The 12,303-nt window shown below is 67.2% G+C and carries 8 protein-coding genes and 2 pseudogenes; 5 read left to right on the top strand and 5 right to left on the bottom strand.

What is annotated here, in order from left to right; translation table 11 throughout:
* The first annotated feature begins 175 nt into the window (after positions 1-175).
* The gene (locus ACGFZ2_RS18795) at positions 176-1,195 is read left to right on the top strand and encodes a methyltransferase (protein WP_393271191.1); all 1,020 of its coding nucleotides are present in this window, start codon (positions 176-178) and stop codon (positions 1,193-1,195) included.
* A gap of 285 nt (positions 1,196-1,480) precedes the next feature.
* Here ACGFZ2_RS18795 and ACGFZ2_RS18790 read toward each other — a convergent pair.
* Positions 1,481-2,170 (bottom strand): annotated as a pseudogene (locus ACGFZ2_RS18790) (transposase family protein); the annotation flags it as partial.
* A gap of 267 nt (positions 2,171-2,437) precedes the next feature.
* Between ACGFZ2_RS18790 and ACGFZ2_RS18785 the strand changes: the two are divergent.
* Positions 2,438-5,266, top strand: coding sequence for an AAA family ATPase (locus ACGFZ2_RS18785; protein WP_393455039.1), 2,829 nt, complete (start codon positions 2,438-2,440; stop codon positions 5,264-5,266).
* Positions 5,267-5,780: 514 nt separating this feature from the next.
* Here the strand turns inward: ACGFZ2_RS18785 and ACGFZ2_RS18780 are convergent.
* Complete coding sequence (locus tag ACGFZ2_RS18780; protein ID WP_393455036.1) at positions 5,781-7,919, bottom strand: Hsp70 family protein; 2,139 nt, start codon at positions 7,917-7,919, stop codon at positions 5,781-5,783.
* Positions 7,920-8,087: 168 nt separating this feature from the next.
* Here ACGFZ2_RS18780 and ACGFZ2_RS18775 point away from each other — a divergent pair, with 168 nt between their 5' ends.
* Positions 8,088-8,399, top strand: a complete 312-nt coding sequence (locus ACGFZ2_RS18775; protein WP_393455033.1) for a response regulator transcription factor — start codon at positions 8,088-8,090, stop codon at positions 8,397-8,399.
* Here the strand turns inward: ACGFZ2_RS18775 and ACGFZ2_RS18770 are convergent.
* Positions 8,379-9,089: an HAD family hydrolase gene (locus ACGFZ2_RS18770; protein WP_393455030.1), complete on the bottom strand. Its 711-nt coding sequence runs from the start codon at positions 9,087-9,089 to the stop codon at positions 8,379-8,381. The genes ACGFZ2_RS18775 and ACGFZ2_RS18770 overlap by 21 nt on opposite strands.
* A gap of 65 nt (positions 9,090-9,154) precedes the next feature.
* The gene (locus tag ACGFZ2_RS18765) at positions 9,155-9,577 is read right to left on the bottom strand and encodes a PPOX class F420-dependent oxidoreductase (RefSeq protein ID WP_393271259.1); all 423 of its coding nucleotides are present in this window, start codon (positions 9,575-9,577) and stop codon (positions 9,155-9,157) included.
* A gap of 400 nt (positions 9,578-9,977) precedes the next feature.
* Here ACGFZ2_RS18765 and ACGFZ2_RS18760 point away from each other — a divergent pair, with 400 nt between their 5' ends.
* Both ACGFZ2_RS18760 and ACGFZ2_RS18755 read left to right on the top strand, forming a co-directional pair.
* On the top strand, positions 9,978-10,901 hold the full coding sequence (locus ACGFZ2_RS18760; RefSeq protein ID WP_393271258.1) for a phosphotransferase: 924 nt from the start codon (positions 9,978-9,980) through the stop codon (positions 10,899-10,901).
* Between the two features lie 274 nt (positions 10,902-11,175).
* Positions 11,176-12,027, top strand: a complete 852-nt coding sequence (locus ACGFZ2_RS18755; protein WP_393455027.1) for an inositol monophosphatase family protein — start codon at positions 11,176-11,178, stop codon at positions 12,025-12,027.
* Between the two features lie 55 nt (positions 12,028-12,082).
* Here the strand turns inward: ACGFZ2_RS18755 and ACGFZ2_RS18750 are convergent.
* A pseudogene (locus ACGFZ2_RS18750) lies at positions 12,083-12,239 on the bottom strand (IS5/IS1182 family transposase); the annotation flags it as partial.
* Positions 12,240-12,303: the final 64 nt, after the last annotated feature.

The following is a 12,303-nucleotide window of genomic DNA, read 5'->3' as shown; positions in this document are numbered from 1 at the left end:
GTTCAACGCGTTGGGCCACAAGGCGCTGTCCGACTTCCGTAGGCGGCACGGCGTGGCGGCCAAAGGGGAATCGGCGCGCCACGTGCGGAAAATCAGTACGAGCGGTATCCGAAAGGAGGAGGGGTGCGGACCAGCAAGTGCCGCGCTCCAGACGGAAATGAAAGTAGAGAATGAAATGACGCTAACTCCCCTGCCGCTGATGCAACTGAGTTCCGGATTCTCGAGCTTCAAGACCTTCGCCGCTGCAGTGGAGTTGAGTCTGTTCACCCGGCTTGCCGATGGTCGGACGATGAGCGTGGCGGAGGCGTCTGCCGAGTTCGGACTGCCGTCTCGTCCGGCGGATCTACTGCTCACCGCTTGCGCCTCGCTGGGATTGCTGGAGAGGCGTGGTGACGGGTACGGAAATACCGCACTCGCCGAGAAGTTCTTGGTCGAAGGACGCCCCTACTATTTCGGCGGATTGGTGCGGTTCTACGACAAGCGCGAGTACCCGGCATGGGATCGTGTTGTCGAGGCGCTTCGGACGGACAAGCCGACCGCCTGGGACCCGGATGTCCAAGACTCTCCGTTCGTGGCCGAGGACTCGCAGATGCTGCAGTTGTTCTGGGACGCGATGCACTGCATCTCGACATTCACCGCCCGCGCTCTCGGCGAGGTCTACGATTTTGGCCAGCACGCCCGTCTGCTGGATGTGGGGGGCGGCTCCGGAGCGTTCCCGATCGAACTGTGCCGCCATTACGCGAATCTGTCGGCGACGGTATACGACCTACCCCACGTATGTCCCATCGCCGATTCTAAGATCGCCGATGCTGGATTGAGCGAGCGAATCACCACGGTGGCCGGGGACTTCCTGCGTGACGTCGAACTGCCAGCAGGCCACGATGTGATCCTGTACAGCATGATCATGCACGACTGGGGTGAGGACACCGACCGGGAACTGCTGCGACGCGCCTACGAGGCGCTGGCACCCGGCGGTGTGGTCATCATCAGCGAACTGATGCTCAATGCCGACCGCACCGGCCCCGCCGAGGCCGCCCTGATGGGTATGAACATGCTCATCGAGACTACGGCCGGTAAGAACTACTCCGAAACCGAGTACATGACCTGGCTACAGGATGCCAAGTTCTCCGACATCCGCACCCTGCCGTTCGTCGCGGCCGGCGCAAACGGGGTCGTCATCGGAGTCAAACACTGACCGGACCGTGGCGACAGTCGTGGAGGGCCCCAGGGTCTCGCCCTCGGGTCCTCCCCGAACCGCCTGTCAGGATGGTCCCGGCCGCCCTCGGACCGGGACGGTCTGGCGAGGGAATGATCAACCTTGAGTCTGACTCTCGTGTTCTACCGGCAACGATCCAGGGCTCCAGCCCTACCCCTCGCGTCAAGCTTCCACGCGGACTCCACCGCACCTAGATCCTACGAGTGACCCAGACCGACCCGCTGCACCAGTTTCCACCGTCCGGGGCGCCGTCGCGACGGCGTGCAGCTTCCAGCCCATGAGGGTGGCGACGGCGCGCTCGCCGACGGCGCGGATCTTGGCGTGGTGCCGGTTGACGGTCTAGTGCCGGCGGGACAGTCGCGGCCGGTGACGGCGGCACTCGAAGGGCGTGCGGATGTTGCCGCCGGCGCCTTGGTATGCCTTGTCGGCGAAGGTCGTCGTGTTGATGCTGCTCAGCGCGTCGATCAGGCCGTGGGTGCGGGCTGCGGTCAGGTCGTGCACGGCGCCGGGCAGCGCGGGCGAGGCCCAGATGAGGCATCCCTTGCAGTCCGCGATGATCTGCACGTTGACTCCGTGGCGCTTGTGCTTTCCGGAGTAGTACGGCCTCTGGGTCGCCGTCTTGGACGCGACGGGGATCAGGGTGCCGTCGAGGATCGCGCACGCGAGCCGGGCGATGCGCCGCATGGCCGCGGTCAGGTCCTCGGCGTGCGTGGCGAGCAGGTCGATGGCTTCCCGGACGTACCGTCAGGCGGTCGTGACGCTGACCGCGATGCCGCAGGCCGGACGGGTGATGGGCTACCCGATAGGGAGATGGGCCAGGGCGAGTAGGGCTTGCCGACGGGCGTCGAGGCGCCGCCACCGGCCCCGGCGCCGGATGCGTTCGGCGCGGATGAGGTCGGCCAGGTGGTTCAGGGTGCGGCCGGACAGCGCGACCGCGGACGGGTAAGACAGCACGGCGAGGCTCCCGGTTGGGGCATCGGGCTCTGGTCTTACCGGGAGTTTCCCCCTATGTCCACAGACCCTTCCCGCACCCACCGTGACCGGGCCCATCACGATGAAGAGACCTCAGTCCCTGATCACGATGGAAAGCCTCCGAGCCGGATCGGGTGTTCGGGCTCGTTCCCATCATCGGTGAGAGTGTGTGGGCGTTCAGGTGAAATCCTGCGTCCAGGGCTGCTCCTCGGGGGCACGTTGCGCCACTGGTCGCCCTATCGTGACGGCATGCGTTCACCTGCCTCGGCAATGGTCGGTCGGGATGTCGAGTTGGCGGTCTTGCGAGAGCTGATTGCGGGGGTGGCTGAGGGCCGAGGCGGGATGGTGTGGGTGGACGGCGAACCTGGGATCGGGAAGTCGACACTGATCTCGGCGGCGATAGATGAGGCAGCGCGGTTGGGGTGTGTGGTGTACGCGGGGTCTGCGCCGGAGTTGCTGCCGCCGTTTCCGTTGCAGGTGTTGCTGGATGCGCTGCTGGTGGGGCGGGATTCGGTGGATCCGTTGCGGGCGCCGTTGGTGAGGTTGTTGCGGGGGGAGGGAAGGACGGAGCTGGTGACGCCGCGAGATGTGGCGGCGTTGTTGGCCGAGCAGGTCCTGGCGTTGGTGGATCGGTTGTGTTCGGCGGCACCGGTGGTGTTGGTGCTGGATGACGTGCAGTGGGCGGACGAGGCGAGCCTGTCGGTGTGGTCGCGGTTGGGTCGGACCGCCGCCCAGGCCCCGTTGCTGCTGGTGGCGGCGTGCCGGCCGCTGCCACGCCGGCCGGAAGTGGCCGCAACGCGGCGGGACCTCGTGGAGCAGGGGGCGACGGTGCTGCCGCTGGGAGCGTTGTCGGCACCTCAGGTGATCGAGGTGGTGGGCGAATTGGTGGGCGCGGTGCCGAGCGGGGCGTTGGGTGCGCTGACGGGGCAGGCGGGGGGAAATCCGCTTTATGCCCGCGAGGCGGTCGAGGCGTTGATCCGGGAGTCCCGAATCACCGTGGTGGCGGGAGTGGCCGAGTTGACGGGTGCGGGGGAGTGGCCGGGGTCGTTGCCGGAAGCGATCGGGCGGCGGTTGGGGTTCTTGCCGGAGCGGCCCCGGTCGGTGCTGGGGCTGGCGGCGGTGTTGGGTTCCGCGTTCACGGCCGATGACCTGGCGGTGGTCTCCGGGCAGCCGGCGACCGAGTTGATGGCCGTGGTGGATGAGGCGGTGGCGGGCGGGGTATTGGCGCCGTCAGGGAATCGGCTGGTGTTCCGGCACGGACTGATCCGGCAGGCGCTGTACGAGGCGATGCCGGCGAGTCTGCGGGCGGCGTTGCATCGGCAGGCGGCTCAGGCGCTGGCCGGCGCGGGGGCGCCGGTGGAGCGGGTGGCCGAGCAGTTGCTCGCCGGACCGGTGACAGCCGACGAGTGGATGATCGATTGGGTGGCCCGGGAAGCCGCAGCCTTGACCTACCGGGCGCCGCGGGTGGCAGTCGACCTGTTGACCCGGGTCCGCGGGGCGGTTGACGACGATCCGCGCCGGGAACGGCTGGATGCCGACCTGTCGGTCGCACTGTCGCAGCTTGGCGACAATAAACGGGTCGAGCAGCTCGCCCGTCCGGTGCTGGCCTTCAGCCGCGATCCCGTGGTGGCCGCTCGGGTGGCCTGGACTCTTGGGTACGCGCTGATGCGCATGGGGCGGTACGAGCAGGCCGTTGAGGTCGCCGAGCACACGCTGAAGCGGCCGGAACTGCCAGCGGTCTGGACCGCCCGGCTGTACGCCCTGCGCGCCCTTGCGCTCATCGGCGTCGGGCGTTTCGACGAGGCTCGGGCGGCCGCCGCACGAGCCGAGGTCGAGGGGCACCAGGCCGGTGACCGGCTGGCGGTCGGATACGCCCTGCACGCCCTGGCCCTCATCGAGCACAACCAGCGGCGGGACGTGGCGGCGCAGGTGGCGCTCATCGATCGCGCGTTGGCGGTGTTGGGGGACGAACTGCCGGTCGCCGACCTGCGGCTGCTGTTGATGATCAACCGCGCGGGTGGCTTGGACAACCTGGGACGGCCCGCCGAGGCCGACGACGCCTTCGGCCAGGCCATGGTGTTCGCCGAACGTGCCGGCACTCCGCCCCGGCTGGCGCATCTGCGGGCGAAGATCGCAGACTACAGCTTCTACCGGGGGCGGTGGGACGAGGCGCTGGCGGAGCTGCAGGCTGCTACCGACCTGCCGATGGACATGACGTATCGGCTGGCCGGCCGCGGGGTGCGGGCGTTGATCGCGGTTCACCGCGACGACCTGCCGGCGGCCGAGCGGGAGTTCCTCGGCGTCGAGGAGCTGACAAGCCCCGGGAACGGCTTGCGTCTGTACGCCGACCTCCTGCTGGTTGCCTGGGCGTTGGCGGCCGAGCGCGAGGGCCGGCCCGCCGAGGCGCTGGTTCGCCTGCTGGCCGTGTTCGATCCCGAGGGGGACCGCGAGTTTCCGCAACTGACCCCGGACACGCCGATCTGGTTGGCCGAGGTGGTCCGCCTCGCGCTGATCTGCGGCGACCGTACCATCGCCACCGCCGCGGCCCGGGCAACCTGCGCCGCCCAGGGGCAGGCGCCTCCCGCCACCACCGCTGCGGCCGGCTACTGCGCCGGCCTGCTGGCGGCCGACCCCGCAGGGATTCTTGCCGCCGGCGACACCTTCCACCGCATCGGCTACCCCCTGTTCGGCGCGCAGGCACTGGAAGACGCCGCCGTGCTGTACGCCGAACGCGGCGACGCGCTTGCGGCGCGGGCCGCGTACGCGCGGGCGGTCGAGGTCTACACGTCGCTTGAGGCGGCCTGGGACATCATGCGCACCGACGCCCGCCTACGGCCGTACGGCATCCGCCGCGGCCGCCGCGGACCGCGCCGCCGGCCCACCATCGGCCGGGAAGCCCTCACCGCCACGGAAAGGAAGATCGCCGACCTCGTCACCGCGGGACAGTCCAACCCTGACATCGCCGCCCAACTGTTCCTGTCCCGCCGTACCGTGGAAACCCACGTCTCCCATATCCTGGCGAAGCTCGGGGCCCATTCGCGGGTCGACATCGCCCGTGAGCTGGCGAGTTCGCAGTAGGACATGTACCACTGGTGTCCTGTGGGTGGCTGAAGCGCCCAGCGACGGGCAGTTGGCTGGGGTGTACTGCTCGTCGGTGAATGGGTGGCGGCGACCGGGTCCTGTCTCATACGGCCGATCGTGGGTCACGATGCGGGACGAGGGCTCACCAGCAGGCGCGGGATCGTCCACGAGATGCCCGCGGTCTCGCGGAGTACCTTCCCGTCGTGGTCGAGTTGAACGTCGTCCGGCAGTCGGGTCAGCATTGCCACCAACACATCCTCCACGAACTACTCGGCGACCACCTCTCCTTGACAGCGATGCGGCCCTTGGCCAAACGCGAGGTGCGTAGGCCCGCAGCAGTGGGGACGGAGGGGGCGATGCCGTCCGACTGGGCTCAGCTTTCCGCGGTCATCTGTTTCTGAGTTCTTCCCCAAAAGCGTCCACATGGTTCGTCCAGATCCGATATGACCTGACAGCCCCGCGAAGCAGCCCGGTCCGGTAAGGGGCGTTCATTAACCTTGTGACGGAATCATCATCCCTGAACGGTTAGGAGCGTGATGTAGCCGGTGGAGTACACGGTTGTCGCCGCGTTTGGTCCGAGCGTGACGCGTCCCGCCGGCACCTTTTTGGCGAACACGACGAAGTGGCGCTGGTCCTTGTCGTTGGTTGGGATGGTCATGTCAGTGCGTTTGAAGCCCTGCTGGTTCAGCCATGCCGGCCACCAGTTGGCCACCTCCGGTGCTCCGCGTCTGTCGAAGGCGACGTACACGGTGGCGTCGTGTGCGACATCGAAGACCAGGTAGTCCGCCGGGGAGGTCAGTCGTTTGTCGTCGCTGGCGCCGGGGATCAGCACTGCTCCGGTGAGCGGGTCGGGAAGGCTGGTGAAGACGGGCGGCCGGTCGACGAAATGCTTGGCACCTACCACCGCGGGGCGAACCGAGTTCAGCTTCGATGGTTTGTGGACCTGGACGTCCTCCAGTTTGAGCATTGGCCGTTTGCTCGGGGTGTTGGTTTTGGGCGTTGCGCTGAGCGCCTGCGGCCGTTTGCTCGGGGTGTTGGTTCCGGGCGTTGCGCTGGGCGCCTGCGTCCGGTCGCTCGGGGCGTTGGTTCCGGGCGTTGCGCTGGGCGCCTGCGTCCGGTCGCTCGGGGCGTTGGTTTCGGATGTTGCGCTGGACACCTGTGGCCGGTGGCTCGGGGCGTCGGTACCGAACACGAGTGCTATGCCCAGCAGGCCGAAGACCGCGACCAGCGCGACGACGACGCGCGCGTTCGCGAGCCGTGACCACCGCGGTCGCGCCGGGGGCGGCACGTCTGCCGGGCCGGTGTCTCCGGTAGGGCCGCTGACCGGCTGTGTCGGCTTGGCCGGCGGTTGCGCCCGGTGCTTCGCGCCGCGCATCGCCTTGCGGGCCGGCGCGTCCGCGGACGCGGCTGCGGGCGCGGGCGTGACCGAACCGGCTACGTGCCGACTGACAACGCGGTGCTCGCCGTTGTCGTGTTTGGTCGCCGTGGGTTGTGCGCTGGTTTGGGCCGCTGTGGTGGTCGGTGTGGTGGGCGCGGGTCGTCGGGGTGTCGGGATGCCGCGCGGTGTGTGGGTGTCGGAGGTGAGCATGGCGGCGCCGAGGGCGACCGCGTGTTTCGGGTGGGTGTTGATCATGATTGGTCGGCGTAGTGTGTCTCGCAGCAGCTGGGTGACCAGGGGGATCTGGGACGATCCGCCGACCAGCAGCACGGCGGTGAGGTCCTGCAGGGTGATACCGGCGGCGGTCAGGCTCCGCCGGAACGTCTCCATGGTGGTCTCCACGGACGGCGTGATCATCTGCTCGAACGTTTTGCGAGTCACGGTCACGTGCCGGACCGAGCCGGGTAGCGCCACTGTGATGTCTGCCTGCTCGCGGGTGGACAGTGCCTCTTTGGCGAGCATGCAGTCGCGTTGCACGGTGGCCAGGATCGCAGCGGTGCCGGGATCGGTCGGGTCCAGCGCGGTGATGGCACCGTCCAGCTCGCGGTCGACGTGGTCCACGATCGCCTGGTCGAAGTCGGCGCCGCCGAGCCATTCGATGCCCTCGGGGGTGCCGATGATCTCCAGTCCGTCGCGGCCGTTGCGGACCACCGCGCTGTCGAATGTGCCCCCGCCCAGGTCGTAGACCGCGAGCAGGCCGTCGGGGGGCAGTGGCTGGGTGGAGCAGTAGTACGTGGCCGCGGCCACCGGCTCCGTGGTGGTGATGACGGTCGGGCTGTCCGACCCCGGCTCGGCCTGCGGGCGGGGCAGGCCGGCCAGGTGCGGGATGGCGGCGAACTGTTCGCGCCGGTACGGGCCCCACACCGCCGGGTGGGTCAGCACGATCCGGTCGGGCGGGCCGCCCTGCGCCTGGCTGACGGTGTCTACCACGGAACGGAGCAGGGCGGCCATCAGGGCGGTGGGGGAGTACGGCGCTCCGTCCAGGATCACCGGGGTGGGATCACCGAGGCGGCGCTTGAACTCCCGCGCCGCCCGGCTGGGGTCCTGCAGGCCGAGGCGGTCGGCCGCCTCACCGGTCAGCAGCGCGCCCTTCTCGTCAAGGTAGGCGACCGACGGGGCGACGACCGCCTGCCCAGCCAGTGGCACCATGTCCAGGGCCCAGGCGGAGGCGGTCGCTGCGGCGGTGAAGCTGGTGCCCAGGTCGATACCCAACCCGTACATACTCTAGAGTCCCCTCGCCGAACCCACCGCCGCTACGATGCTTGATGTCATACGTAGGCGACCTCGAAGCAGTTCACATCGCGCCGTCACGATACGCCGCCGATTTCGGCGTAACAATTCGTCGGTGTTGACATCGGGAGGCGAGCTGTAAACGTTGCGGTGGCCGACGACGGCGCGCTGTTCCGGGAGGGGTTGCAACTGCTGCTGTCCGCCGCGGGGCACCAGGTGGTCGGCTGCGTGGAGGACGGCGACCGACTGCTGGAGCTACTGGCCCGTACCCCCGTCGACGTGGCCATTCTGGACATTCGGATGCCGCCAGGCGCCGACGGCGGACTGCAAACCGCCCAGCGCGTACGGGCGGAATGCCCGGATGTCGGGCTGCTGGTGACCGGCCCGGTGGCGTCGGTTGGCCGTTCGACGATCAGCCAAGATCCGCGATGCGGACAGGGCTTACCGAAGGCCCGAGGCTAATCGAGCTTGCCGCGGCAGCGTTGCGACCGGCCCGGGATCAAGTTTCAGAACCGCGGCAAGCTGTCGGAGGTCGGTCACACCGTCTCCACCGGCGCCGAACCTGTTGACCCAGACACCAAGGAGACCGGCTGCGTCGGCGGCTGCTGCGTCTCCAAGCTTGTTGTCGCCTACGTACGCGGTTACAGCGGGTGGGTATCCCAATGCCGCGCAGCCCGCGTGGAAGATACGGGGATGCGGTTTCGACACCCCCGCTGCGTCGACGCCGACAACACAATGGAACCGCGAGAGCAGGCCCACCCGGCGAAGCTTGACCCGCGAGAAGGCGGTGTCGCTGTTGGTCACGATTCCCAGGGGCACGTTGCCTAACGAGGCGAGCCCATCGAGGACATCGGGAAAAAGCCGCAGCGACGCCTCATAACGCTCACGATAGCCCAAGAACCAGCGGTATGGATCGTGCACCGAGGGTGCTTTCATCCAGGCGATCATGTCCACTGCGAGCGCGCGAGCCTGTCCCACATAGTCGGTCCGGCCAGCGAGGAAGCGGTCGAAGTGGAACGCTTGTAGCTCCCCAAACCTGGCCGCCGCCGCATCGAGCTCACCCTCCACGCCAAGAGCGCGGAGGTAGCTGACGATGCCGTTGTACTCCGCACTGGCGTAGTCGATGAGCGTGTCGTCGACATCGAACAGCACTGCTTGAACCGGGCGCCGCACCTGCCCTCCTCGTAGCACGATGGCGTTGCTCCACAGAGCGGACTTCAGGCCCGCGAAAAGGTCTTCGTCGGCGTTACGCGTACGGTGACTCGCGTTTCGTCCGGCTGGGGGACCCAGTGTGTGCTGCGGTAAGCGAGCGACAGTTCATCGATGAGCTCCATCGCACCCTCAGACGAGATCGACGCAGTGCCGCGTACTTCGATGTAGCTGCCCGGGATATCTGGATCCCACGCCAGAACGCTGACCCGGGGGTTGATCAGCATGTAGCGGACTTTCAGCCGGTTCGCCGCGGTGGAGAACAGAACCTGGCCATCGTCGAATTTGGCCCACATCGGACTGGACTGCGGTTGCCCGAGTGGACTCACTGCAGACAGCGACGCGATGACAGGTGCCCGGAAAAGCCGCGCCATCTTCTCCAGGTGTGCTGGACATATCACAAAGCTGCTAGTTTCGAGGCTGCTACCCATGAAGACTCCCATGTCCCTGGGCGCACAAAGTACCGACGTGCCTGGTGATCGTCAAGCAACGTCGGGCATCGGTAGTGGCCCGATTATCTGTTTCTGTCCGGTTTGGTGAGGGCTTGCCAGCCTAGCCACCTAAAGGTGAGCAGAAGTCTGGCTTGTTTGCCATTCAGCCCTCAACGCCGGCAATTCCATGACGTAACCGGAGAATTCGACATGGCGCCGGATCCGGGGCGTCGATGTATACCCGTTTGGGCACCTGCCTTATTGTGTCTGGGCGTACTGACCACACCCGCGCCTTCCGTGACCGTCGTTGCGACCCCGAGCGTTGCCGTCGGCGGCAACGCGATGGGCCTGTGCAATGGCGAAACCGCGAACGCGTACGCGGACCGACAAGGGGCCGTTTATGGTGCATGTCCCGAGCGACTCCTTCGACGCACAGCGCGCGTGGCTGATTCTGCGCGAGGCATGTTCGACGAATCACGTGAATCTATCCGACGGAGAACTGATCCGACTCGGTGAGAATGCGGTGTTCTGGCTTGCCTCGCGAACTGTCGTGGCGCGAGTCGGGCGGGGGGACGTTCGCGCCGCTGAGGCCGAGCGAGAGATCAAGGTTGCCAGGTGGCTGGCAGGATCCGCGATTCCTGCGGTTCGGCCGCTCGAGATGGCTCAGCCACTGCGCGTCGGCGATCATTTCGTGACGCTGTGGGAATCGGTGGGAGACGAGGTCAGCTACGGCACCCCGGCAGAGTTGGCGTCCCTGCTCCGCCAGTTGCACGCCCTGGAGCCGCCTGCCGACATCGCGTTGCCGCGTGCGGACCCGTTTCGCCGAGCGCGGTCCTGTTTCGCGAACGCCACGGCCCTGACCGACGAGGACAAGCTGTTCATCAGTGGTCTGCTGGGCCGACTGGCGACCAGGTACGAACGGCTGGCGTTCTCACTCCGGCCGGGCGTCGTCCATGGCGACGCAAATGTGTGCAACGTCTTCCGGGACCGCCGTGGCAGGCCGGTGCTAGGCGACCTGGACACCGTGGCGGTGGGACCGCGCGAGTTGGACCTCGTGCCCGCTGCGGTGTACTACGACCGGCTCGGATGGCACTCGGCCGGCGAGTATCGGGAATTCGCGGAAAGCTACGGCTTCGATGTGCTCGACTGGCCTGGTTACGGCCTACTGGCGGATGCACTCGAGGTCGAGCTGGTCACTTGGCTTGCGCAAAATGCGGATCAGGACGACAAAGCGGGACAGGAGCTTGCCAAAAGAATCAGAACATTGCGCACGGGGACCTCGCGAGCGGTGTGGTCACCGTTCCTTTGGCACCAGCGTGATTGACGGTCCGCAAGACCGCGCTGCTGCCTGCGTTACGCGAAGGCACCGACGAGGTCCAAGCTTGGTCGTGACATTCCGGTGCGGGCGCGGGCTTCGGTGCAGCGGATCTTCGAGACCGGCGTCCCAGGAGACGGCGAGTGAGCGGTGCGTCCCATGCGGGACGACAAGAATTGGCAGTCGAGCCAGACCGCGCGACTCAGCCCGTCAGGACAGCCGGTACGCTTCACGGGGCGGCTCGAGGGAGCCGGCGCGATGACTGAAGTGGACGGCGGAGTTCATGCCAAGGCCTGACCCTGATGCGCTGTTGCCGGTCGCGCACGACGTTATCGACAAGGCCGTCGACTATGTGCTGAGAAATCCCGCCACCGCCGTCCGGCAGAAGGACGCCCACGAGATCGTCACGGATGCCGATGTCGCCATCGAGTGCCTCGTCCGCGCCGCATTGCTCCAAGTCGACACAACGATCGGCTTCCTCGGTGAGGAGACCGGCGCGGTGGGTAACCCCAATACTTACTGGGTACTCGACCCCATCGACGGCACCACCAACTTCAGCCATGGCTTACCGCTGAGCTCGATCTCGCTTGGCCTGGTGCACGACGGCTACCCGATTCTCGGCGTCATCGCAGTCCCGTTCCTCGGGCGCCGGTACTGGGCCACACGCGCTGGCGGCGCCTATCGCGATGGTGCTCGCATACAAGTTTCCAAAACGGCCGACCTGTCCAAAGCATTGGTCGCTCTCACCGATTACGGCGGGCCCCAACCGGGAATCGATGATCTGCTGTGCCGGGAACTGGATCGCGAGTTGACCACCCGCGCCCAGGGGCTGCGCCGGTTAGGCTCCACAGCCATCGAGCTGGCCTTCGTCGCAGAGGGTTCCCTCGACGCCAGCATCAGCATCTGGAACGGAACATGGGACACTGCCGCCGGCGCCGTCATCGCGCACGAGGCAGGCGCGGTCGTTATGGATGCTGACGGGAGTCCACATTCAACACAATCACGGTGTGCTGTCGCGGTCGCCCCGGCGCTGCGTGACCCCATCCTGTCGATTCTCGAGATCGCGCGCGGCACCCGTTACTGGCCTGCCGAAGCCGCGAACACTCCGGTTTGGAACTCCGCTCCAAGATCATAACTGCTCATATTGGGCCATTTTCGAAGATGGCCTACACGATTGCGGTGGTGCGGCGCGGGCCCGCCGGTGAGGCCCACACGAGTCGACCGGCGTCGGCGACGACCTGCATGCTCAGGCCATGCCTCTTGTGTTTGCCGTAGTAGTACGGCTCCTGGTCTGCCACGTGGTCGATCGGAAATCAGCGTGCCGTACAGGATCGCGTACGCCAGTTGCCGGATGGGGCCGCATCACCGGCGGTGAGGCGGCCCTCGCCCTCATCGGTCTCCGGGCCTGCCG

The sequence above is a fragment of the Micromonospora sp. NPDC048063 genome, assembly GCF_043202855.1.
Classification (GTDB): domain Bacteria; phylum Actinomycetota; class Actinomycetes; order Mycobacteriales; family Micromonosporaceae; genus Micromonospora.
This window is presented reverse-complemented; position numbering and strand designations above follow the sequence as displayed.